The sequence below is a fragment of the Amycolatopsis sp. NPDC114504 genome (assembly GCF_055633595.1).
The window spans coordinates 340,615-362,044 of the sequence record NZ_JBVKDU010000006.1; the positions used below are offsets into that span (position 1 = coordinate 340,615).

Annotated in this window: 24 protein-coding genes; 11 read left to right on the top strand and 13 right to left on the bottom strand. The window is 71.8% G+C overall.

The features are described from left to right. Positions 1-18 precede the first annotated feature (18 nt). Both ACZ7PG_RS43375 and ACZ7PG_RS43380 read left to right on the top strand, forming a co-directional pair. Entirely contained in the window at positions 19-951 is a 933-nt protein-coding gene (locus ACZ7PG_RS43375; protein ID WP_470245038.1) for a 2-hydroxyacid dehydrogenase, read from the top strand. After that, on the top strand, positions 948-2,069 hold the full coding sequence (locus tag ACZ7PG_RS43380; RefSeq protein ID WP_470245039.1) for a glycerate kinase: 1,122 nt from the start codon (positions 948-950) through the stop codon (positions 2,067-2,069). The genes ACZ7PG_RS43375 and ACZ7PG_RS43380 overlap by 4 nt, the downstream gene beginning before the upstream one ends. Positions 2,070-2,113: 44 nt before the next feature. On the opposite strand, the gene ACZ7PG_RS43385 is transcribed toward ACZ7PG_RS43380, so the two are convergent. Both ACZ7PG_RS43385 and ACZ7PG_RS43390 read right to left on the bottom strand, forming a co-directional pair. After that, complete coding sequence (locus tag ACZ7PG_RS43385) at positions 2,114-2,407, bottom strand: iron-sulfur cluster biosynthesis family protein (protein WP_470245040.1); 294 nt, start codon at positions 2,405-2,407, stop codon at positions 2,114-2,116. A gap of 83 nt (positions 2,408-2,490) precedes the next feature. Continuing rightward, the gene (locus tag ACZ7PG_RS43390) at positions 2,491-2,886 is read right to left on the bottom strand and encodes a hypothetical protein (protein ID WP_470245041.1); all 396 of its coding nucleotides are present in this window, start codon (positions 2,884-2,886) and stop codon (positions 2,491-2,493) included. Between the two features lie 136 nt (positions 2,887-3,022). Between ACZ7PG_RS43390 and ACZ7PG_RS43395 the strand changes: the two genes are divergently transcribed. From ACZ7PG_RS43395 to shbA, 4 genes are all read left to right on the top strand, one after another. Continuing rightward, positions 3,023-3,502, top strand: coding sequence for a GtrA family protein (locus ACZ7PG_RS43395; RefSeq protein WP_470245042.1), 480 nt, complete (start codon positions 3,023-3,025; stop codon positions 3,500-3,502). A 9-nt stretch (positions 3,503-3,511) separates the two neighbouring features. Further along, positions 3,512-3,865, top strand: a complete 354-nt coding sequence (locus ACZ7PG_RS43400) for a YidH family protein (RefSeq protein ID WP_470245043.1) — start codon at positions 3,512-3,514, stop codon at positions 3,863-3,865. A 358-nt stretch (positions 3,866-4,223) separates the two neighbouring features. Then, positions 4,224-4,520: a DUF202 domain-containing protein gene (locus ACZ7PG_RS43405; protein WP_470245044.1), complete on the top strand. Its 297-nt coding sequence runs from the start codon at positions 4,224-4,226 to the stop codon at positions 4,518-4,520. 254 nt (positions 4,521-4,774) lie between these two features. Next, on the top strand, positions 4,775-5,431 hold the full coding sequence (gene shbA / locus ACZ7PG_RS43410) for an RNA polymerase sigma factor ShbA (protein ID WP_470245045.1): 657 nt from the start codon (positions 4,775-4,777) through the stop codon (positions 5,429-5,431). Between the two features lie 31 nt (positions 5,432-5,462). Here shbA and ACZ7PG_RS43415 read toward each other — a convergent pair whose 3' ends face one another. From ACZ7PG_RS43415 to ACZ7PG_RS43425, 3 genes are read right to left on the bottom strand one after another with little or no spacing between them, the layout of a single operon-like run. Next, a complete protein-coding gene (locus ACZ7PG_RS43415; protein ID WP_470245046.1) occupies positions 5,463-6,314 on the bottom strand; it encodes an amidohydrolase family protein in 852 nt (283 codons plus the stop codon). Next, positions 6,311-7,279, bottom strand: a complete 969-nt coding sequence (locus ACZ7PG_RS43420) for an aldo/keto reductase (RefSeq protein ID WP_470245047.1) — start codon at positions 7,277-7,279, stop codon at positions 6,311-6,313. Before ACZ7PG_RS43420 ends, ACZ7PG_RS43415 begins: the two co-directional genes overlap by 4 nt. A gap of 5 nt (positions 7,280-7,284) precedes the next feature. Continuing rightward, positions 7,285-7,623, bottom strand: coding sequence for an L-rhamnose mutarotase (locus ACZ7PG_RS43425; RefSeq protein WP_470245048.1), 339 nt, complete (start codon positions 7,621-7,623; stop codon positions 7,285-7,287). Between the two features lie 80 nt (positions 7,624-7,703). On the opposite strand from ACZ7PG_RS43425, the gene ACZ7PG_RS43430 reads away from it, so the two are divergent. Continuing rightward, complete coding sequence (locus tag ACZ7PG_RS43430) at positions 7,704-8,435, top strand: FadR/GntR family transcriptional regulator (RefSeq protein ID WP_470245049.1); 732 nt, start codon at positions 7,704-7,706, stop codon at positions 8,433-8,435. A gap of 45 nt (positions 8,436-8,480) precedes the next feature. On the opposite strand, the gene ACZ7PG_RS43435 is transcribed toward ACZ7PG_RS43430, so the two are convergent. Genes ACZ7PG_RS43435 through ACZ7PG_RS43460 form a run of 6 tightly spaced genes read right to left on the bottom strand, consistent with a single transcriptional unit; the run spans position 8,481 to position 14,987 of the window. Further along, positions 8,481-9,494, bottom strand: coding sequence for an ABC transporter permease (locus ACZ7PG_RS43435; RefSeq protein WP_155545210.1), 1,014 nt, complete (start codon positions 9,492-9,494; stop codon positions 8,481-8,483). Then, complete coding sequence (locus ACZ7PG_RS43440; protein WP_470245050.1) at positions 9,491-11,014, bottom strand: sugar ABC transporter ATP-binding protein; 1,524 nt, start codon at positions 11,012-11,014, stop codon at positions 9,491-9,493. The genes ACZ7PG_RS43435 and ACZ7PG_RS43440 overlap by 4 nt, the downstream gene beginning before the upstream one ends. Beyond that, positions 11,011-12,045 carry a sugar ABC transporter substrate-binding protein gene (locus ACZ7PG_RS43445; RefSeq protein WP_470245687.1) on the bottom strand — a complete coding sequence of 345 codons (1,035 nt, stop codon included), beginning with the start codon at positions 12,043-12,045 and terminating at the stop codon, positions 11,011-11,013. The genes ACZ7PG_RS43440 and ACZ7PG_RS43445 overlap by 4 nt, the downstream gene beginning before the upstream one ends. A 47-nt stretch (positions 12,046-12,092) precedes the next feature. After that, complete coding sequence (locus ACZ7PG_RS43450; RefSeq protein ID WP_470245051.1) at positions 12,093-12,836, bottom strand: SDR family NAD(P)-dependent oxidoreductase; 744 nt, start codon at positions 12,834-12,836, stop codon at positions 12,093-12,095. Continuing rightward, positions 12,829-14,133 (bottom strand): enolase C-terminal domain-like protein, encoded by a 1,305-nt coding sequence (locus ACZ7PG_RS43455; RefSeq protein ID WP_470245052.1) that lies wholly within the window; start codon positions 14,131-14,133, stop codon positions 12,829-12,831. The genes ACZ7PG_RS43450 and ACZ7PG_RS43455 overlap by 8 nt, the downstream gene beginning before the upstream one ends. Positions 14,134-14,135: 2 nt before the next feature. Further along, on the bottom strand, positions 14,136-14,987 hold the full coding sequence (locus ACZ7PG_RS43460) for a fumarylacetoacetate hydrolase family protein (RefSeq protein ID WP_470245053.1): 852 nt from the start codon (positions 14,985-14,987) through the stop codon (positions 14,136-14,138). 203 nt (positions 14,988-15,190) lie between these two features. Between ACZ7PG_RS43460 and ACZ7PG_RS43465 the strand changes: the two genes are divergently transcribed. Further along, a complete protein-coding gene (locus ACZ7PG_RS43465) occupies positions 15,191-16,396 on the top strand; it encodes a multidrug effflux MFS transporter (RefSeq protein ID WP_470245054.1) in 1,206 nt (401 codons plus the stop codon). Here ACZ7PG_RS43465 and ACZ7PG_RS43470 read toward each other — a convergent pair. Further along, entirely contained in the window at positions 16,386-16,640 is a 255-nt protein-coding gene (locus ACZ7PG_RS43470) for a hypothetical protein (protein ID WP_470245055.1), read from the bottom strand. The genes ACZ7PG_RS43465 and ACZ7PG_RS43470 overlap by 11 nt on opposite strands. A 55-nt stretch (positions 16,641-16,695) precedes the next feature. On the opposite strand from ACZ7PG_RS43470, the gene ACZ7PG_RS43475 reads away from it, so the two are divergent. Beyond that, a complete protein-coding gene (locus ACZ7PG_RS43475; RefSeq protein ID WP_470245056.1) occupies positions 16,696-17,415 on the top strand; it encodes a MerR family transcriptional regulator in 720 nt (239 codons plus the stop codon). Here ACZ7PG_RS43475 and ACZ7PG_RS43480 read toward each other — a convergent pair. After that, the gene (locus ACZ7PG_RS43480) at positions 17,408-18,631 is read right to left on the bottom strand and encodes an NAD(P)/FAD-dependent oxidoreductase (RefSeq protein ID WP_470245057.1); all 1,224 of its coding nucleotides are present in this window, start codon (positions 18,629-18,631) and stop codon (positions 17,408-17,410) included. The genes ACZ7PG_RS43475 and ACZ7PG_RS43480 overlap by 8 nt on opposite strands. 207 nt (positions 18,632-18,838) lie before the next feature. Here ACZ7PG_RS43480 and ACZ7PG_RS43485 point away from each other — a divergent pair, with 207 nt between their 5' ends. Both ACZ7PG_RS43485 and ACZ7PG_RS43490 read left to right on the top strand, forming a co-directional pair. After that, positions 18,839-19,042 (top strand): hypothetical protein, encoded by a 204-nt coding sequence (locus tag ACZ7PG_RS43485; protein ID WP_284743660.1) that lies wholly within the window; start codon positions 18,839-18,841, stop codon positions 19,040-19,042. Positions 19,043-19,116: 74 nt separating this feature from the next. Continuing rightward, positions 19,117-21,096: an SDR family oxidoreductase gene (locus ACZ7PG_RS43490; RefSeq protein ID WP_470245058.1), complete on the top strand. Its 1,980-nt coding sequence runs from the start codon at positions 19,117-19,119 to the stop codon at positions 21,094-21,096. Positions 21,097-21,430: the final 334 nt, after the last annotated feature.

Below are 21,430 nucleotides of genomic sequence, written 5' to 3' on the forward strand. Positions count from 1 at the left end.
GTGAACTAGGCTGTCGGCGTGCCCAAGATCGCGGTGACCCGATGGATTCCCGACGACGCGGTGAAGGTCCTGGCCGAGGCGGGCGACGTGGTGGTGTCGCCCGCCGACCGCCCGTTGACGCCCGAAGAGCTGCACGAGTTCGTGGCCGGCGCTGCGGCCGTCGTCGGGATGCTGCACGACCGGCTCGACGGCGCGCTGGCCGACGCCGCCGGGCCGGAGCTGAAGGTGGTCGCGAACGTCGCCGTCGGCTACGACAACGTCGACGTCCCGGCGCTGGCCGGGCGCGGCGTCGTCGTCACGAACACGCCGGGCGTACTCACCGACGCGACCGCCGACCTCGCCTTCGGCCTGCTGCTCGCGGTCACCCGGCGGATCGGCGAAGGTGAAAGGCTGCTGCGCTCGCGGACGCCCTGGTCGTTCCACCTCGGGTTCCTCCTCGGCTCGGGCCTGCAGGGCAAGACGCTCGGGATCGTCGGGTACGGCCAGATCGGCCGCGCGGTGGCTCGCCGCGCGGAGGCGTTCGGGATGTCGATCGTCCACTCGGGACGGTCGAACCAGGGTTCCGTTTCCTTCGAGGAACTCCTGGCCCGCTCGGACGTCGTCTCGCTGCACTGCCCGCTGACACCCGAGACGCGGCACCTCATCGACGCGGCCGCGTTGCGCGCCATGAAACCCGGTGCCTACCTGGTGAACACGACGCGCGGCCCGGTCGTCGACGAAGCCGCGCTCGCGGACGCCCTCGAAGCCGGGGAGATCGCGGGCGCCGCGCTGGACGTTTTCGAAAAGGAACCCGACGTCGAACCGCGGCTGCTCGGCCGGGACGACGTCGTGCTGAGCCCGCACCTCGGGTCCGCCACGGTCGAGACCCGGACCGCGATGGCCGTGCTGGCGGCCCGCAACGTCGCGGCGGTGCTCGCCGGGCGTCCCCCGCTGACGGAGGTGCAGCCGTGACCCGCGTCGTCATCGCGCCCGACAAGTTCAAGGGCAGTCTCACCGCGGTCGAGGCCGCGGCGGCCATCGGGCTCGGCGTGCGAGACGCCTTGCCGGACGCCGAGATCGTCTCCTGCCCGGTCGCCGACGGCGGCGAAGGCACCCTCGACGTCCTCGAAGCGGCGGGCGCGCGAATCGTCCGGTTGACGGTCCGGGGGCCGCTCGAGGAGCCGGTCAAAGCTTCTTACGCGGTGCTCGACGGCACCGCCTACGTCGAATCGGCGCGCGCGTGCGGGATCGAGTTCGTCGAGCCCAGCCCGGAAACCGCGCTGGGCGCGCACACCTGGGGCGTCGGCGAGCTGCTCGCGGACGCGCTGATCCACGGCGCTCGTCGGCTCGTCCTGACGGTCGGCGGCACGGCCAGCACCGACGGCGGCGCCGGGATGCTGGGCGCGCTCGGCGGCGGTGTGCTGGACGCGTTCGGCGCGCCGGTCGGACTGGGCGGCGGCACGCTTTCACGGGTGGCGTCGGCCGAACTGGGGCCGGTGCGGGAACGCCTCGACGGCGTGCGCGTCGCGGTCGCCACCGACGTCACGAACCCGTTGCTGGGCCCGTCGGGCGCGGCGGCGGTGTTCGGGCCGCAGAAGGGTGCGGGGCCGGCGGAGGTGACGCTGCTCGACGAAGCGCTGGCCCGGTGGGTGCACGCGCTCCAGGTGGGTGGCGCTCCGGACGTCTCGCGGATCCCGGGCGGGGGTGCCGGTGGCGGGGTCGCCGCGGGGGCGATCGCGCTGGGTGCGACCGTCGAATCCGGGTTCGACCTCATCGCCGGGCTGACCGGCGTCGACGCGGCTTTGGAAGGCGCCGACCTCGTCATCACCGGGGAGGGTTCGCTCGACGAGCAGAGCCTGAACGGCAAGGCGCCGGCCGGGATCGCGGACCGGACGCGGCCGCGGGGAGTGCCGCTGCTGGCGCTGGCCGGCCGGATCCAGCTCGACGCCGAGGGGCTGGCCCGGCTCGGAGTCGTGGGGAGCAGCGCGTTGATCGACCACGCGCCGTCGGTGGAGCACGCACAGGCGAACGCGGCGGAACTGCTCCGGGCGCGAGCGGCGGAGCTGGTCCGCGACTGGCTGTCCCGCTGACGAACGGGCCCTCCGCGACGATGAGGAGGGCCCGTCCGCCGCGGTCAGCTCGTGTGCTGCGGCAACACGGCGAAGGCGACTCCGCCGGCTTCGTCCTCTTGGACGTCGAGCACCTTGTCGTCGAGCAACGCCGCGGCCTGCGGTTCCAGGAAGACCTTCGGGCCTTCGTCGACGCCCAGCACGCTGTCGCCCTCCGCGGGTTCGGGGGCGACGGACAGCGCCAGCTGGGCGCTTTCGCCGTCGGCGTTCTGGACCGCCAGGCGGAGTCCGGCTTCGCCCTCCCCTTGGCTGGTCAACGCGGTGATCGCCTCGGCGGCGGCTTCGGTCACGGTCAGCATCTTCGGCCTTCCCTTCGTCGCGGTCCGATGCACTCTGGTGCCCCACGCTAGGGGCGTCCGTCCGGGCGTGCAGTCTGAGCGGATCAGCCCTGCCGCGCCTCGCGGATGGCGTCCGCCACGGACCCGCCCGCGTAGTCCGCGTGCTCGCGCGGATCGGGGTCGGCGTGGCGGCGCGGGATCTCGTCGGCCGGGACCACCGGCTCGAAGTCCGCCGGGGCGTCCTCGACGGTCTCGTCGAGCTGGTCGGCCGGGGTCGCCGCGAGCGGGCGCTCCGGGACCGGCTCCGGCTCGGTGTCCGGCACCTCTTCGGCGAGGCGTTGCGCCATCGGCTCGCCTTCGCGCGCTTCTCTGGGCGTGGTGCCGAAGCGGTCGGCGCCACTCCACTGCTCGGGCGGCTCGATGCCCGCTTCGAGCGGGTCCACGCGCAGCTCGTCCTCGTCCAGCGCTTCGCTGGGCTCCAGGCTTCCCGGTTCGGTCACTGGTTCTCTCCCGTCATCGCCGGTGACCTACCCGGGCCGTCGGGGGCTTCAAACCCGGGCGGTGTCACCGGGATCACATTTCTTCAACGGGTTTAACATATTCACAAGTTTGTGAACGCGGAGTAGGTTCGGGATCATGGCCACCACCAGGTGCGCACCGGGGCACCGGCTGCTCGCCACCGACCCGGAGCGGCACCACGAGCTCGGCACGCACGCCGCGTGGTACGTCGTGGCCGGCGTGGTGACCACCGGCCTGCAGGCCGCACTGTTCCTCCTGCTGCGCGACGAGCTCGGCTCCCAGGTCGCGAACCTGGTCGCGATCGCGCTGACGACGATCGGCAACACCGAGTTCCACCGCCGCGTCACCTTCGCCGGCCGGCCCAGCAACGCCGGGAAGCGGCACCTGCAGGACCTGCTGACGTTCGCGTTCTACGCCGGGTACGGCTCGGCGGTGCTGGCGATCCTCGACGCCGTCGTCGAACGGCCGACGTCGTGGGAGGAGACGGGCGCGCTGCTGCTGGCCAGCCTGGTCGGCGGGTTCGTGCGGTTCGCGGTGCTGCGCTGGTGGGTGTTCGCGCACCGTTCCGAAGCGGCCGCGGCGGCACACAGCGGCTAGCGTCTGGGCGTGGCCTCGGACGACATCAAGCCCCACTCGGGTGGCACCGAACCGGACTATCGCTTCACGCTGGCCAACGAGCGGACGTTCCTGGCCTGGCTCCGGACGGCGCTGGGGTTGCTGGCGGGCGGGGTGGCGGTCCACCAGCTGGTCCCGGCTCCGGCGGCGGCCAGCGCGGTCCTCGCCGGGTTGTGCGTGGTGCTGGCGGCCGCGTTGGCCGCGACGGCTTATCCGCGGTGGCGGCGGGTGCAGATCGCGATGCGGGCCGGGGAGCCGTTGCCACGGAGCTGGACGATCGTGGCGTTGACGGTAGGTCTGCTGGCGTTGACCGTGGCGGCGGCGGTGTTGCTGGTGCTGTCGTGAGCGAGCCGGGCCGCCGGGGGACGGCGATCGCGCCGGCAGGTTGCGGCCGGGCCGCGGCAGCCGGGCCGGCGATCCGAGCCACAAGGCCCCAGCACCACCAGCCGGCCAAGCCGCTCCGAACCGGCCAAACCGCCGCCGCCCAGCGCCCGGCGGCACCCGTCCCGGCGGAACCCCGCCCGCACGCTCCGACACGGACCGCACATGCCACTGGGCCGTCCGAACACCCTCGCCGGACCTCGCCGGATGCCGTTCGAGCCATTCGGACCAACGCCGCCCAGCCCCTCGTCGTCCCCCGAATACCGCTGCTTCGCGATTATGACGACGTCAGAAGTACCGTCATCCACCTGTGGGTAATCCCGTGACCGCCCCCGATGGGGCCCAAGCCGAGCGGACCGGGCTCGCCTGGCGGCGGACCGCTCTCGCCTCCGCCGCCTGCACCGTACTTCTCCTGCACTCCGCAGCCCAGCGCCATTGGGGTGTCTCTTTGGTCCCCGTACTGCTCGCCGCCGTGACATCCGCCCTGCTAGCGGGCGTGGGCGTCGCCCGCGAACGGGCGCTGCGGACCGCTCGGCCGGCCGTCATGAGCGCCGTCCTGCCCGCGGTCGCGTCGCTCGCCGTGACCATGACTGCCGCTTCCGTGGCCGTTCTCCACTGACGAGTGAACTCGGCACATCCTGAAACCGATTAATCGCAATGTGCGGGGGCTGGTCGCGGGAACATCACGGTCGCTGCTGCTAACGGGGTATTGGTCGTTGAAATCTGGACTGATGCGGCATGAGGTGCTTACGATTACCCAGCGTCGCACGGAACGCAGGTAAGCCCGGGTCTCCCGGAGTATCTGCGACCGGAACGTCACAGAGAGTTGAGCCCCCAGCAGCGACGGTCTGGGGTCGGCCGGGGAGACGACTCATGACAGCACCGACGAGGACCACCGAGCAATCGGACAGCGGCGTTCGCGATTATCGGACCCCTGAGTCATTGCCACGGCCCAGCGGACGGCTCACCAAGGAGGACCTCGACCCGCTCGTCAAAGACGCGGGCGAGGGCAACCCCGCCGCCATCCACCGCCTGCTCCAGATGATCGAGCCGGTCGTGGTGCGGTACTGCCGGGCGCGCATGGGGGGCCGCGACCTTTCCTACCTCTCGGCCGACGACGTCGCGCAGGAGGTCTGCCTCGCCGTCCTCAAGGCCCTTCCGGACTATCAGGACCGCGGGGGCTCCTTCCTCTACCTCGTCCACGCGATCGCGGCCAACAAGGTCGCCGACGCGTACCGGGCCGTCGCCCGTGACCGCTCCGAGCCCGTCCCCGAGCTCCCCGAGCGCCCGCTCGTCGCCGGCAACGAGCCCGAGTCCCACGCGCTGCACCTCGACCTCGGCGCCCGCCTCGGCCGCCTGCTCGCCTCCCTGCCGCGCGTGCAGCAGGAAATCCTGACCCTCCGCATCGCCGTCGGGTTCTCCGCGCAGGAGACCGCCGAAGCGCTCGGGATCTCCGCGGGGAACGTGCGCGTGACGCAGCACCGCGCGCTGACCCGGCTGCGCGGCATGATCCACGACGACGAGTTCTGAGCCACCCCAGCGGCGGGCGGGGAAACCTCTTTTACCCCCTGGAAGACGTTTCCCCGTCCGCGTCCAAACCGTAGGCGCGGCGGGCGTTGTACTCGAACACGCCCAGCCGCTCGGGGTCGGACAGCCCGCCGGTCAGCGCGATCGCCGCGTCCAGGACCAGCTCGTAGGACGCCGCCAGCTCGCAGACCGGCCAGTCCGAGCCGAACAGCAGCCGCGACGGACCGAACACGTCCAGCACGTGGTCGACGTACCGGCGCAGGTGCGCGACCTCCCATCCCGTCCAGTGCGCCTCCGTGACCAGCCCGGACAGCTTGCACACGACGTTCTCGTGCGCGGCCAGCGCCGCGACGCCGGACGCCCACGGCTCCCACTCCCCCGCCGCGATCGGGGGCTTCGCGGCGTGGTCCAGCACCAGCCGCAGCTCCGGCAGCCGCGCCGCCAGCGACGCCGCCGCGGGCAGCTGGGAAGCGCGCACGAGCAGGTCGTACGCCAGCCCCTCGGACGCCACCGCCCGCAATCCGGCCAGCACCGCGGGACGCAGCAGCCACTCGTCGTCCGGCTCGGTTTCGACCTGGTGCCGGATCCCCACCAGCGGCCCGCTCAGCGCGGCGAGCCGGTCGGCGACGTCGGGGGCCGCGAGGTCCACCCAGCCGACGACGCCCGCGATCACCGGCTCGGACTCGGCGATCGAGAGGAACTCCGCGGTTTCCTCCGCCGACGAGACCGTCTGGACCAGCACCGTCGCGTGGACGCCGGCCGCCTTGGTGACCGCGCGCAGGTCGTCCACCGTGTACGGGCGGCGGATCGGGTCGAGCGCCGCCCCCGCCATCCACGGGTACTCGCGCCGCGACGGGTCCCACAGGTGGTGGTGGGCGTCGATCATGAGACTCCTTCGGCGATGACGACGTCGGCGCGCAGCAGGCCCGCGTCCACCAGCTCCGTCCACAGCTCCGGCGGCACCGCGGCCCGTGCGCGTCGCGCGTTGACGCTGACCTGCGAAGGATCATGCGCGCCGACGACGACCGACACCACCGCGGGATGCGCCATCGGCAGCGCCAGCGCGGCCTCCGGCAGCTCGACGCCGTGCCGCGCGCAGATCGCGGCGATCCGCGCGGCCCGTTCGACCAGCTCGGGCGGGGCTTCGGCGTAGTCGTAGAGCCGGCCCGGCTCGGTGGTCGCGAGGATGCCGCCGTTGAACGCGCCGCCGGCGACCACCCGGACGCCGCGGTCGAGGCACAGCGGCAGCAGCTCGTCGAGGGCCGGCTGGTCGAGCAGCGTGTAGCGCCCCGCCACCAGCACGACGTCGAGATCCGTCCGGCGGACGAACTCCGTGAGCATCGACGCCTGGTTCATCCCGGCGCCGAACCCGCCGATCACGCCCTGGTCCCGCAGCTCGCGCAACGCGGGGAAGGCGCCGCGCAGGGCTTCCTCGAAGTGGTCGTCGGGGTCGTGCACGTAGACGATGTCGACGCGGTCGAGCCCCAGCCTCACCAAGCTGTCCTCGAAGGACCGCAGGACGCCGTCGCGGCTGAAGTCCCACCGGCGCTTGTACGCGGCCGGGACGGCGAAGCCCTGGTCGTCCATGGCGCCGGCGCCGTCCGGGTTCGGCTCCAGCACGCGGCCGACCTTGGTCGAGAGCACGTACTCGTCGCGGGGGTACGCCCGCAGCGCCGCGCCGAGGCGGGTCTCCGAGAGGCCGAGACCGTAGTGCGGCGCGGTGTCGAAGTACCGGACGCCTTCGTCCCACGCGCGGCGCACGGTCGCGGCCGCGGTCTCGTCGCTGATCGCGTGGTAGAGGTTGCCCAGCTGCGCGCAGCCGAGACCGAGCGGGGACAGGGAGAGTTCCAACGCCGTCACTCCTTCACCGGCAGTTCCCAGACCAGCCCGATGCCGGTGTCACCGCCGGAGTAGTCGTCTTCGACGGCCAGCAGCTCTGCCATCCTGGCCTGCCACGGGACGTTCGCGGGGTGGTCCCGCAACGCCGCGCGCATCGCCGCGTAGTCGTCGACTTCGACGACGTGAAAGAGGTCGAGACCGTTACGCCAGATCCGCCAGGTGCGGACGCCGGCTTCGCGCAGGGCGACGTCCAGCTCGGGCGGGATGACCGCGTGGACGGACTCGTACTCGGCCTCTTTCCCCGGCTTCAAGCGGGTATGGAGCGCCACTCTTTGAGGTGCGGGCTGGTGGGTCATCACCACTCCTTCGCCGGGACATGGCACGCTGGGGAGGAACACCGAAACATCCGAGGTCTGTTGCAGGGAGGGCGGACGCGATGCCCGTCACCGATGTCGCGATCGACAAGATCAAGGACATGATCATCTCCGGCGAGCTGGCGCCGGGCGACCGGCTGCCGAAGGAGGCCGAACTGGCCCAGCGGCTCGGTCTCTCGCGCAGCTCCCTGCGGGAGGCCGTCAAGGCGTTGTGCCTGATCAGGGTGCTCGACGTCCGGCAGGGCGACGGCACGTACGTCACCAGCCTCGAGCCGAACCTGCTGCTCGACGCCATGACGTTCGTGGTCGACTTCCACCGCGACGACACCGTGCTCGACTTCCTCGCCGTGCGGCGGATCCTCGAGCCGGCCGCGACCGCGCTGGCCGCGCTGCACATGAGCGACGACGACATCACCGAGCTGGGCACGCTGCTCGGGGAGCTGGAGGACTCGCCGACCGTCGAGGCGCTGGTCGCCAACGACCTCCAGTTCCACCGCAAGATCGCCGACGGCTCCGGCAACCCGGTGCTCTGCTCGCTGCTCGACAGCCTCTCCGGGCCGACGGCCCGCGCCCGGATCTGGCGCGGCCTCACCCAGGAGGGCGCGGTCGCGAAGACCCGGGAGCAGCACTCGGCGATCTACGAGGCGATCGCGGCGCGCGAGCCGGAGCTGGCGCGCTCGTGGGCGACCGTGCACGTCGCGGGCGTCGAGCAGTGGCTGCGCAACGCCCTGGGCACCGCGGACGACCCGACCACGCCCGACGCGGACGCCGAGCCGGCCGCGGAAGCCTCCTGACACGCTTCTTCTCCTCGCAGTGGTCGGATGATCACAGCGTGTGCGTCAGGTCTGGGGCTTTCCGCCCGCGTACCGGGCGATGATCAGCGCGACCAGGATGATGGCGCCGTAGATCGCGCCCTGCCACTCCGCCGTCACGTGCGCGTAGTTGAGCAGGCTCGACACCGACGACAGCAGCAGGACGCCGGTGAGGGCACCGACCAGGGTGCCCTTGCCGCCGTCGAGCGAGACGCCGCCGATCACCGCCGCCGCGAACACCTGCAGGATCAGCCCGGAGCCCTGGTTCGCGCCCAGCGCGCCGACGTACCCCGTGTACGCGAGCCCGCCGATCGCCGCCAGGATGCCGGCGACGACGAACACCGCCCACGCGATCCGGTCGACGCGGACGCCGGCCGCCCGCGCGGCTTCGCGGTTGCCGCCGATCGCGTACAGCGCGCGGCCGACGCGGTGGTAGCGCAGCACCCAGCCGGCGATCGCGAACAGCACCGCCGCCAGCCACACCGACATCGGCAGCCCGGCGAACGTCGTCGTCGCCAGGTTCGTGAACGAGTCCGGCAGGTTGAACAGCGTCTTGCCCTTGGTCGACCCGACCTGGACACCGCGCAGCACGGTCAGCATCGCCAGCGTCACGATGAAGGCGTTCAGCTTCAGCTTCACGATCAGGAAGCCGTTGACGAACCCGACGAGCGCACCGCACAGCGGGATCACCAGCAGGCCGATCGCCGCCGGCAGCTCGACCCCGAAGCCCGCCGACGCCGCCGGGATGACGACCATCGCGCCGAGCGCCGGCGCCAGGCCCATCGTGGACTCCAGCGACAGGTCGAACTTCCCGGTGATCAGCACCAGCGACTCGCCGAGCACGACCAGCGACAGCGCCGCCGACGCGGTCAGGATGCTGACGATGTTGCTCCAGCCGACGAACGTGTCGTCGACCAGGCCGCCGATGACGAACACCACGATCAGCGCGGGCAGGAGGGCGAGTTCGCGCAGCCAGCCGGCCTTGCGACGCCGGGGTGGCGCGGGCAGCTCCGTCTGGGGAGAGGTCATCACGTCGGTCACGAAAGCTCGACTCCTTCGATGTCGGCCACGAGGTCGCCGTCGGACCACCCGGCCTGGTGCTCGGCGACCACGGCCCCGGCGCGCAGCACCAGGACCCGGTCGCTCAGGCGCAGGTCGTCGAGCTCGTCGCTGACGATCAGCACCGCCTTGCCCTCGGCGCGCACCCGGTCGACGACCGCGAGCAGCGCCTCCTTCGACTTCACGTCCACGCCCGCGGTCGGGTTGATCAGCACGACCACCCGCGGGTCGCCGATCAGGGCCCGCGCCAGCACGACCTTCTGCTGGTTGCCGCCGGACAGGTCCGACACCGGCTGCTCGGCGCTCGCGGCCACGATGTCGTAGTCCTTCAACGCCTGCGACGCCTTCGCGCGCCGGGCGGTGGGCGAGGCGATCCCGCCGCGGCCCATCCGGTCCAAAATGGACAGCGTGGCGTTGTCGGCGATCGAGTGCTCCAGCACCAGGCCTTCGTGGTGCCGGTCGCGCGGCACGCAGCCGATGCCCGCCCGGAGCGCCGCCGGGATGTCGCCCGGCCGCAGCGGCGAGCCGTCGACGCGGACCGTGCCCGCCGACGGCGTCCGCAGGCCGTAGACCGTCTCGGCGACCTGGTGCTTCCCGCTGGCGTTGCTGCCCGCGAGCCCGACGACCTCGCCCTGGTGGAGCCGGAACGAGACGTCGCGGAAGCCGTCGCCGGAGAGCCCGTCGACCGCGAGGATCTCGGCGGCGTCGGCTTCGAGGGACTCCCGGGAAGCGGCGTCGCGGACGGACAGGCCGCCGGGTTCGCCGGTCATCGCGTCGACCAGCTCGGCCCGGCCGACCTCGGACACCGGCGCGGTCAGCACGTGCTTCGCGTCGCGCAGCACCGTGACGGCCTGGCAGACCTCGTACACCTCGTGCAGGTGGTGCGAGATGAACAGGAACGTCACCCCGCCCGCCTGCATCTGGCGCATCCGCTCGAAGAGCCGCTCGATGGCCTGGCTGTCGAGCTGCGCGGTCGGCTCGTCGAGGACGATGAACCGGGCGCCGTAGGACAGCGCGCGGGCGATCTCGACGAACTGCCGGTCCTCGACCGACAGCTCGCCGGCCGGGGTGTCGACGTCGACGTGCACGTCCCACGAGTCGAGCAGCTCGCGGGACTTGCGCCGCAACGACTTCCAGCCGATCGAGAACCCGCCGCCCGCCTGCCGGTTGAGGAACAGGTTCTCGGCGACCGTGAGCTGCGGGACGACCATCGCGTGCTGGTACACGCAGGCGACGCGCGCCTTCCAGTCGTCCTGTTTGGACAGTGCGGGGGCCGGCTCGCCGCCGAACTCGACGTGCCCGGTGTCCGTGGCGGACAGGCCGGTGAGGATGGTGACGAGCGTGGACTTGCCGGCCCCGTTGCGCCCGACGAGCGCGTGCGACTCGCCGGGGTGGACGGTGAGGCTGACGTCGTGGAGCGCCACGGTGGGGCCGTAGCGCTTCCCGACTCCTACGGCGCTGACCACCGGGACGGCGGATTCGCCGACGGGCAGCGCGGTCACAGGTTGTTCCCCCACAGGGCCTTGTCGTCCACGTTGGCCTTGGTGATGACGGGCGCGGGCAGCTGGTCCTCGAGGATGCCGGGGCTGATCTCGACGATCGTGCTGCCGTGGTCGGTCGGGCCCGGTTTGAACGTCTCGCCCGCCATGGCCTTCTTCAGCCAGTACAGGCCGTACTTCGCGTACGCGTCGGCCGGCTGGGACACGGTGGCGTCGAGCTCGCCGGCGCGGATCGCGGCCAGCTCCTGCGGGATGCCGTCGTTCGACACCAGCACGATGTGCTTCGGGTCGCCGACCGGGAAGAACAGGTTCTTGCGCTTGAGCGCCTGCTCGGTCGGGGCCAGGTAGACGCCGCCGGCCTGCATGTAGACGCCCTTGATGTCCGGGTTCGCGGTCAGCATGCTGTCCAGCCCGGAGGACGCCTTGTCGGCCTTCCACTCGGCCGGGATCTCCAGCACCTGGACGCCGGGGTACTTGGACTTCATGCAGTCGCGGAAGGCTTCCGAGCGGTCGCGGCCGTTGACCGACGCGAGGTCGCCCATGATCTGCACGACCTTGCCGGACTTGACCTTCTCGCCGATCGCGTCGCAGGCCTTGGTGCCGTAGGCCTTGTTGTCGGCCCGCACGACCATGGCGACCTTGCCGCTCTCGGGGGCGACGTCGACGGCGACGACCGGCACGCCCTTGTTCTCGGCCTGCTTGAGCCCGGCGACGATGGCGGCCGAGTCCAGCGGCGTCACGACCAGGCCCTTGACGCCCTGGTTGAGAAAGGTGCCGATGTCGGTGATCAGCTTCGCCGGGTCGCTGTCGGCGTTGACCGTCGGGAGGACGTCGACGCCCTCGGACTTCGCCATCTGCGGCACGTAGTTGTTGTAGGCCTGCCAGAACGGCGAGGTCAGCAGCGGCAGGGTCGCGCCGACCTTGCCACCGGTGTCGCCGCCGCCCGCCGCGGGGGCCGCGGCGTTGTCCTTTGTGGACCCACAGGCGGCCAGTACGAGGCCGCAGACGGCGGCCGTGGCGGCCACCTGGATCACCCTGTTACGCACCGCATCCTCCTTGATGACAGCGGAAATCAAGTCTGTTACTGCTGAACGGGGCCGCGCGGGCGCAGGCCGTACATACCACCGTCGACCGCGAGCGCGGTGCCGGTGGTTGACGCGGAAAGCGGGGAAGCGAGGTAGGCGACGGCGTTCGCGACCTCCTCGGCGGTCACCAGCCGGCCCATCGGCTGACGGGCCGCGAGGGCCGCGCGTTCGGCCGCCGGGTCGTCGGCGGCGTCGAGCAGCCGGCCCACCCAGGGGGTGTCCGCCGTGCCCGGGCACACGCAGTTGACGCGGATCCGGTCGGGCAGGTGGTCGGTCGCCATGGCCAGGGTCAGCGAGAGCACCGCGCCCTTGCTGGCCGAATAGAGCGCGCGGTTGGGCAGGCCGGCCCAGGCCGCGATGGAGCAGGTGTTGACGATCGCCGCGGACGGCGAGTTCTTGAGGTGCGGCAGCGCGGCCCGGGCGAGCCGGACCATGCCGACGACGTTGACGTCGAACACGCGGTGCCACTCGTCGTCGTCGTTGGCCGTAACGTCGCCCTGCGCGCCGATGCCGGCGTTGTTGACGAGGATGTCGAGGCGCCCGAAGCGTTCCACGACGGCGTCGATGGCCGAACGGACTTCCTGATCCGAACCGACATCACACCGGAAGCCGTCGTCGTCCGGTTTCAGGTCGAGGACCGCCACCTGCGCGCCGCGCTCGGCCAGCAAGTCCGCGGTGGCCTTGCCGATGCCCGAGGCGCCTCCGGTGACGGCGGCCACCAGGCCCTCGAATTCACTCACTTGCGGTCTCCGTCCACTCGGGACCGTCCGGGAAGCGGAACCGGCGCAGCGTGGCGTCGTGCATGCGCGCGGAGAACCCGGGTGCGGTCGGGGCGAGGTACCGGCCGCGTTCGACGACGGCCGGGTCGGTGAAGTGCTCGTGCAGGTGGTCGACCCACTCGATGCTGCGGTCCGCGTCGGTGCCGGACACCGCCACGAAGTCGAACATCGAGAGGTGCCGGACGAGCTCGCAGAGCCCGACGCCGCCCGCGTGCGGGCACACCGGGACGCCGAACTTGGCGGCCAGCAACAGGATCGCGAGGTTCTCGTTGAACCCGCCGACGCGGGCGGCGTCCAGCTGCAGCACCGAAATCGCATTCGCCTGCAGCAGCTGCTTGAAGACGACACGGTTCTGGACGTGCTCACCGGTGGCGACGCGGATCGGCGCAAGCGCTTTCGCGATCGCCGCGTGGCCGAGGACGTCGTCCGGAGACGTCGGTTCCTCGATCCAGTACGGGTCGTACGGCGCCAGCTCGGTCATCCAGTCGACCGCGGCCTGGACGTCCCAGCGCTGGTTGGCGTCGACGGCGATCCGGACGTCCGGGCCGACGGTTTCGCGGGCGAGCTTCATGCGGCGGACGTCGTCCTCGAGGTTGCCGCCGACCTTGAGCTTGATCATCTCGAAGCCATCGGCGACGGCTTGTTCGGCGAGCCGCACGAGCTTCGCGTCGGCGTACCCGAGCCAGCCGGGTGACGTGCTGTAGGCGCGGTAGCCGTTCGCTTCGAGCTGCTTCGCGCGCTCGGCCCGGCCGGGTTCCGCCCGGCGCAGGATCTCCAGGGCCTCGGCCTCGGTGAGCGCGTCGGACAGGTACCGGAAGTCGACGAGCGAGACGAGCTCTTCGGGCGTCATACGCGCCGCGAACTGCCAGACCGGAAGGCCGGCGCGACGCGCGGCGAGGTCCCACGCGGCGTTGACCACCGCGCCGACGGCCATGTGCGCGACGCCCTTTTCCGGGCCCAGCCAGCGGAACTGCGAGTCGCCGACGAGCGTGCGCGACAGGCCGCCGAGGGCGGCCGCGTCCTCCGGGACGTCCCGGCCGACGACGTGCGGCGCGAGCGCGCGGATCGCGGCGGCCTGGACGTCGTTGCCGCGCCCGATGGTGAACGCGAGGCCGTAGCCGTCCGGGCCGCCGTCGGTGTGGAGCACGACGTAGGCGGCGGAGTAGTCCGGGTCGGGGTTCATGGCGTCCGAGCCGTCCAGCTCCCGCGAGGTCGGGAACCGGACGTCGAGGACCTCCATGCCGATGATCTTCGCCATGGTCAGGCCTGCCTCGCGGTCTGGCGCTGCCGGCCGAGCCCGTCGATCTCCAGCTCGATCACGTCGCCGTCGCGCAGGTAGGGCTTGGGGTCGGGCTGGCCGAGCGCGACACCCTCGGGGGTGCCGGTGTTGATGAGGTCGCCCGGCCGCAGCACCATGACCTGGCTCAGGTGGTGGATGATCTCGGCCACCGAGAAGATCATGTCCTTGGTGCTCGAGTCCTGCTTCTTCTCGCCGTTGATCCACAGCCGCAGGCCCAGGTCCTGGGGGTTCGGCACCTCGCTCGCCGGGACCAGCGCCGGGCCGAGCGGGTTGAAGTTCTCGCACGACTTGCCCTTGTCCCACTGGGCGGTGCGGAACTGCAGCTCCCGCTCGGAGACGTCGTTCGAGACGACGTAGCCGGCGACGTACTCCAGGGCTTCGTCGACGCTGCCGAGGTAGCGCGCGGTCTTGCCGATGACGACGCCGAGCTCGACCTCCCAGTCGGTGCTCGTGGAGCCGCGCGGGATGAGGACGTCGTCGGACGGCCCGACCACGACGTCCGGCGCCTTCATGAAGACGACGGGCTCGGTCGGCGGCGTCGCGCCGGTCTCCTCGGCGTGGCGGCGGTAGTTCATGCCGATGCAGACGACCTTGCCGGGCTGGGCGATGGGCGAACCGGCGCGCAGCCCTTCGACGTCCGCCTCGGGCAGTTCCCCGGCGGCGAGCGCGGCGGCCGCCCGCGCGATCCCGTCCGCGGCGAGGAAGCCGCCGTCGATGTCGGCGGTCAGCCCGCCCAGCTCGTAGGTCGCGCCGTCGTCGGCACGCACGAACGGACGCTCACTTCCCGGCTCCCCGAGACGCACCAGCTGCACGGATTTTCCCTTCACCTGCCCGACCAGACATCCGATGTATATCGCAGTCTTGAGCCTGGATCCAGAGCCGTCGCCCAATCGACCGGAAATTGATCGGATCAGTACCGGTTCAGTGCTCGTTTGAGCACGGGGTGTCACCGCTCACAGCCGGAATAGCGCAGGTCACCGCGTCGCTGGTCGGAGTCGGAGGCCTGAGGAGGCGGATGACCATCACGGCGGAACGTACCGCGACGAGCAGGCGGGCGCAGCTGAAGTTCGTGCTCGTCCTGGGTGGCCTGTCGGCTTTCGGGCCACTGTCCATCGACATGTACCTGCCCGCGCTGCCGCGGATGGCGGACGACCTCCACGCGGCCGACACGACGGTCCAGCTGACGCTCACCGCGTTCATCGCCGGCCTGGCACTGGGCCAGCTGGTGCTCGGGCCGTTGTCCGACTCACTGGGACGGCGTCGCCCGTTGCTGGCGGGCTTGGTGCTGTACGTCGTGGGCTCGGTGTTGTGCGCGGTGAGCCCGGACGCGTGGCTGCTGGTCGCGGCGCGCGGGGTACAGTCCCTCGGTGCCGCGGCGGGCATCGTGATCGCGCGGGCCACGGTGCGGGACCTGTTCTCCGGGACCGCGATGACGAAGTTCTTCTCGACGCTGATGCTGGTGAGCGGGCTGGCCCCGATCCTGGCGCCGCTGATCGGCGGGCAGCTGCTGAACTGGACGTCGTGGCGCGGGGTGTTCGTCGTGCTGACGGCGTTCGGCGCGCTGCTGCTGGCCGTGGTGGTGTTCTTCTTCCCGGAGCCTTCTTCGACGCGGTCGCCGGCCCGGCTCGGCCAGGTGATGCGGACCTACGGGCGGCTGGCGCGGGACCGGTCGTTCGCGGGCTACGCGCTGGCGTCCGGGCTGCTGTTCGCGTCGATGTTCGCCTACATCTCGGGTTCGTCGTTCGCGCTGCAGGGGGTGTACGGGCTCAGCCCGCAGGCGTACAGCGTGGTCTTCGGCGTCAACGGCGTCGGCATCGTGCTGGCGGGACAGCTCAACGGGCGGCTCGTGGGGCGGGTGCCCGAGCGGGCGCTGCTGCTGTCCGGGCTGCTGCTCGGCGTCTTCGGCGGAGCCTCGGTGCTGGCATCGGTCTTCTTCCGGGCGCCGTTGGCCTTTCTGCTCGTGTCGCTGTTCCTGCTGGTGTCGAGCATCGGGCTGGTGACGCCGAACGCGAGTTCGCTGGCGCTGGCTTCGCACGCGCGGTCCGCCGGGGCGGCGTCGGCGTTGCTGGGGGTGCTGCAGTTCGTGGTGGGTGCGCTGGCGACGCCGTTGGTCGGGCTGGGCGGGCCGGGGACGGCGGTGCCGATGGCCGCGACCATGGCCGGGTTCGCGCTTTTGGCGTTGGTGGCTTATCTCGCCCTGACGCGGCCCGTCACGGCCTGAGCAGGCGTTCCAGCTCTTCACCGGCGGGCTCGTGGCCGGCGTCGGCGATCCGCTGCAGCGCCAGGAGGTCTTTTCCGGCGACCGCGCGGCGGGTCAGCAGCTCGCCGGCGTGGTCGCAGCCCTCGTCCAGCAGCTCGCTCAGCTCTTCGACGTCCCCGCGGGCGTCGGCGAGGTCGGCGAGCCGGTCGAGGGCCGTCTCGTTGCCCTCGTCGGCCAGCGCGCGCAGGGTCTCGTAGTCCGCCATGCCGCCCATCCTGCAACCTTGCCCTTGGGGCAAGGTCAAGTGCGACGATGGCGGGGTGCTCACCATCGGACAGCTCGCCGGGTACGTCGGGGTGACGGCCAAGACGATCCGCGTCTACCACGCGAAGGGGCTCCTCCCCGAGCCCCCGCGCGACGCGTCCGGCTACCGCCGCTACAGCGCGGCCGACGCGGTCGAGCTGATCAAGATCCGCACGCTGGCGGAGGCGGGCGTGCCCTTGGCGCGCATCCGCGAGCTGCGGTCCGGCGGCGAGCTGCGTTCCGCGCTCCAGCGAATCGACGACGACCTGTCCGCCCGCATCGACGGCCTGCGCGCCACTCAGGAACGGTTGCGGCAGCTCGCCAACGGTCAGCTGTCCGCGCTGCCGGAGCCGGTGGTGGCGTTCCTGTCCCGCTTGCGCGACCTCGGGTTCAGCGAACGGTGGGTGACACTGCAGAACGACTTGTGGCTGCTGGTGTTCGCGACCCACCCCGAGACGGCGCGGGCGAACTTCCGCGACCAGTCGTCGATGCTGGAGGATCCGGCGCTGCTTTCCCTTGTCCTCGAGTACGACCGGGTGCACGACGTGCTTCCGGACGACCCCCGCGTCGACGCGCTCGCCGAGAAGCTCGTCTCGGCGACACGGGCACGTTATGGGCCGGATTTGCCTGCGTACGAAGGAGGTTCGGCGATCCCGGCGTTGGTGCAGGGTGCCGTGAACGCGTCTTCGCCCGCCTGGGCGCGGCTCGACACCCTGCTCCGCGAACGTCTCAGGTGAGCGACGCCAGATCCGCCGTCTTCAGCTGCTCCGCCGTCACCTTCGTCCGGCCGTCCACCAAGGCGCTCAACGCATCCCCGTCGTCCCACATGTTCACGTTCATCGCCGCCGACACTTCGCCGTCGCGCAGCCAGAACGCCGTGAACTCCCGGGAAGCCAAGTCCCCTCGGACCACCAGCTCGTCCGTCACCGGGTCCGCCAAACCCCGGTACTCGCACCCCAAGTCGTACTGGTCGGTGAAGAAGTACGGCGAAGCCAAGAACGGCTCGTTCTCCCCCAGCAGGTTCTGCGCCACGTGCGTGCCCTGCTCCTTCGCGTTCGACCAGTGCTCGACGCGGATGCGGTGGCCGTAACGCGGGTGGAAGTGGGCCGCGATGTCGCCCACCGCGTACACGTCCGGGGCCGCCGTGCGCAGGCCCGCGTCCACGCACACCCCGCCGTCGTCGGACAGCTCCAGGCCCGCCGCGTGGGCCAGCTCCACCCGGGGTGCCGCGCCGACCGCCACCAGGACCACGTCCGCTGTCAGCTCGTCGCCGCCGCTCAGCCGGACTCCGCGGACGCCGTCCGGGCCGCCGGTGATCTCCGTGACCTGCTCGCCGAGGCGCCAGTGAACGCCCTTTTCCGTGTGCAGGTCGCGGAACACGCCGCCGACCGTCTCGCCGAGGACGTTCGCCAGTGGCACCGGGACCGGGTCCACGACCGTCACGTCGGCGTTGTGCGTACGGGCCGCCGCGGCGGCTTCCGAGCCGATCCAGCCGGCGCCGATGATCACCACGCGCTCCGCCGCCGCGAACGCCGACCGCAGCTTGAGCGCGTCGTCGAGGGTGCGCAGCGTGTACAGCCCGGGCAGGTCGCCGCCGGGTACCGGGAGCGTGCGCGGGCGCGAGCCCGTCGCCAGCACCAGCCGGTCGTAGCGGTGCTCGCCGCCCGCGTCGTCCAGCACCAGCCGCGCGCCCAGCTCGATCCGGGTCGCCGTGACACCCGCGCTGAAGCGGATGTCGTGTCCCTCGTAGTACTTCTCCTCGTGCACCCAGTCGGGTTCGTCGGTGGTGCCGAGCAGCACGCCCTTCGACAGCGGCGGCAGCTCGTACGGCCGGTGCGGGTCGGCGCCCATCAGCAGCACTTCGCCGGTGTAGCCGCGTTCGCGCAGCGCGGCCGCGGCGGACGCGCCGCCCAGGCCCGCCCCGACGATGACGATCTTGTGCGGCTCCGGCATCAGTGACCTCCCACGTCGACGAGTCCGGTGCGGACGGTACTCCCGAACGGGCTCGGCCACGACCGGGGGATACGCCGGAAATCCGCGAAGCGCAAGAGAAAACTGACGAGTAGGCAGATCGGGTGAACCGGCGTCATAGCACCCGCACGCCTCCCTCCCACCCTCGCACGGAGCACGACCACGAGGAGAAATCGGAGGGCGGCGACCATGAGTCGGGGCGAATGGTCGGTGGGCTGCCGGGATCTGGCCGGCAGGCGCAGGGATGTGACGGTGTTCGTCAGTCAGGACAAGGTGGTGCTGGTCGCACCGCCGGGCGAGGCGGCCGTACTGGGCCCGCTGGACGTCGGACGGCTGCGCGCCGCCCTGCGTGACGCTGTCGTCGCGACGGCGGACGAGACGGCCGAACCGTGAGCCGAAGACACTGACAACTACCGTTCCTACTTTCCAGTAGGTTAGAGTCGGCCCGACTACCGAAGGGACCGGCCATGACGACCTACTTCGTGACGGGCGCGACGGGCTTCATCGGGAAACGCCTGGTCGCCCGCCTGCTGCGGCGGCCGGAGACGTCCGCGGTGCACGCACTGGTCCGCGAAACCTCCCGCGAGCGCCTGGCGACCTGGGTCCAGGGCCTGCCGGGCGCGGGCAAGCTCCACCCGGTGGTCGGCGACCTCGCCGAACCGCGCCTCGGCGTCGACCCCGCCGGGCTGCCGCACCTCGACCACGTCGTCCACCTCGGCGCGATCTACGACCTCACCGCCGGCGAGGACGCCAACCGGCGCGCCAACGTCGAGGGCACCCGGCACCTGCTCGCCTTCGCCTTGGCCGCGGAGGCGGGCCTGGTGCACCACGTGTCCTCGATCGCCGTCGCGGGCGACCACGCCGGGCGGTTCACCGAGGCCGACTTCGACCTCGGGCAGCACTTCGGCTCGCCGTACCACGCGACGAAGTTCCAGGCCGAGAAGCTCGTGCGCGAGCAGTCCCTGCCCTTCCGCGTCTACCGGCCCTCGGCCGTCGTCGGCGACTCGCGCACCGGCGAGATGGACAAGGTCGACGGCCCGTACTACTTCCTCCCCGCCATCTCGCGGCTGGCGGCGCTGCCCGCGCGGCTGCCGCTCGCCGCCCCCGGCCTCGGCGCGACGAACCTGGTGCCCGTCGACTACGTCGTCGAGGCGATGGAGCACCTGATGCACCGGGACGCGCCGTCCGGGTCGACCTACCACCTCGCCGCCGCGCGGCCGCAGTCGCTCAACTCCGTCTACAACGCCTTCGCGCGCGCCGCGGGCGGGCCGACGATCCGGGCCGTGCTGCCGGCGCGGCCGTCCGGCGTGGTGCGGCGCGCGGGCACCCGGCTGGCCCACGCGGCCGCGGCCGGCGTCGACCGCCTGCCCGGCGGCCGGGCCACCCGCGCCGCCGTCCTGGAGGAGCTGGGCATCCCCCTCGACGTGCTGCCGCACCTGAGCACGGACGTCGTCTTCGACACCGCGCGCACGACGACCGCGTTGTACGGCAGCGGCATCGAGCTGCCGGAGCTGCGCGACTACGCCGGGCCGCTCTACCGGTACTGGCAGGCCCACCTCGACCCCGACCGCGCGCGTCGCCGGCCCGGCCTGGCCGGGCGGACGGTGCTGATCACCGGCGCGTCGTCCGGGATCGGCCGGGCGTCGGCGCTCGCCGTGGCCCGCAAGGGCGCGAAGGTGATCCTCGTGGCCAGGCGCGCTTCGGAGCTCGAAGAGGTCCGCGACGAGATCACCGCGGCCGGCGGCGTCTCGGCGGCGTACCCCTGCGACCTCACCGACGGCGACGCCGTCGACGCGCTGGTCAAGGACGTCCTCGGCGACCACGGCGCCGTCGACATGCTGGTGAACAACGCCGGCCGGTCGATCCGGCGCTCGGTCGCGCTGTCCACCGAACGCTTCCACGACTACGAGCGCACGATGGCCATCAACTACTTCGGGCCGGTGCGGCTGATCCTCGGCTTCCTGCCGTCGATGACCGGGCGCCGGTTCGGCCACGTCGTCAACGTGACGACCATGGGCCTGCAGACCGACACCCCGCGCTTCTCGGCCTACCTGGCGTCGAAGGCGGCGCTGGAGGAGTTCGGGCTAACGGCCGGGCGCGAGACGCTCTCGGACGGCGTCACGTTCACCTCGGTGCGGATGCCCCTGGTCCGGACGCCGATGATCGCGCCGACCGGCTACCGCGGCCTCCCGTCGAGCAGCCCGGAACGCGCGGCCGCGCTGGTGGTGAAGGCACTGGAAGAGCGTCCGGAGATCCTCACCCTGCCCGAAGGCCGGGCCGCCGAGCTGGCGACGCTCGCCGCGCCGAAGCTCGCCCGGTTCGCCGCGCACCTCGCCTACCGGGCGGTGCGGGAGTCCGCGCCCGAGGCGCGCGACCTGCCCCGCCGGCCCGCGCCGGCGGCCGTCGCGGCGGCGGTGACCCGCCTGTTCTGGCGCCGTCGTGCTTGATCCCCGCGAATTCCGCCGAAACCCTGGATTCACGACGACGGTACTTCTACCCTCGCGCGAGTCCCGTACATCGGTACGGGCGTGAACTGGGGAGTTCGGAATGCCGGAAATCAGCAGTACTGGGGAACGATCCGCGGTGGCCGACGAGACGGCCGCTATCGGCACCGCAAGGCACACCATCGGTTAGCACCGGCGCAGGTCCGCGGTCGTGAGTGGGAAACAGTGTTCTAACGCTGTTTCCCACTCACGACCCGGCCGCGGCAGGTGCGGTTCGCGCCGGTCCCGGGCCGGGCCGCTACCATCGCTTCCCGGGTGTGATCGGGGAGCGGAAGGC

Bases quoted from the DNA above. Each gene is read 5' to 3' on its own strand.
- ACZ7PG_RS43385 (WP_470245040.1), bottom strand. From the start codon at position 2,407: ATGCTGACCGTGACCGAAGCCGCCGCCGAGGCGATCACCGCGTTGACC.
- ACZ7PG_RS43395 (WP_470245042.1), top strand. From the start codon at position 3,023: ATGGCCACCACCAGGTGCGCACCGGGGCACCGGCTGCTCGCCACCGAC.
- shbA (WP_470245045.1), top strand. From the start codon at position 4,775: ATGACAGCACCGACGAGGACCACCGAGCAATCGGACAGCGGCGTTCGC.
- ACZ7PG_RS43415 (WP_470245046.1), bottom strand. From the start codon at position 6,314: ATGATCGACGCCCACCACCACCTGTGGGACCCGTCGCGGCGCGAGTAC.
- ACZ7PG_RS43425 (WP_470245048.1), bottom strand. From the start codon at position 7,623: ATGACCCACCAGCCCGCACCTCAAAGAGTGGCGCTCCATACCCGCTTG.
- ACZ7PG_RS43430 (WP_470245049.1), top strand. From the start codon at position 7,704: ATGCCCGTCACCGATGTCGCGATCGACAAGATCAAGGACATGATCATC.
- ACZ7PG_RS43455 (WP_470245052.1), bottom strand. From the start codon at position 14,133: ATGGCGAAGATCATCGGCATGGAGGTCCTCGACGTCCGGTTCCCGACC.
- ACZ7PG_RS43465 (WP_470245054.1), top strand. From the start codon at position 15,191: ATGACCATCACGGCGGAACGTACCGCGACGAGCAGGCGGGCGCAGCTG.
- ACZ7PG_RS43470 (WP_470245055.1), bottom strand. From the start codon at position 16,640: ATGGCGGACTACGAGACCCTGCGCGCGCTGGCCGACGAGGGCAACGAG.
- ACZ7PG_RS43480 (WP_470245057.1), bottom strand. From the start codon at position 18,631: ATGCCGGAGCCGCACAAGATCGTCATCGTCGGGGCGGGCCTGGGCGGC.
- ACZ7PG_RS43485 (WP_284743660.1), top strand. From the start codon at position 18,839: ATGAGTCGGGGCGAATGGTCGGTGGGCTGCCGGGATCTGGCCGGCAGG.
- ACZ7PG_RS43490 (WP_470245058.1), top strand. From the start codon at position 19,117: ATGACGACCTACTTCGTGACGGGCGCGACGGGCTTCATCGGGAAACGC.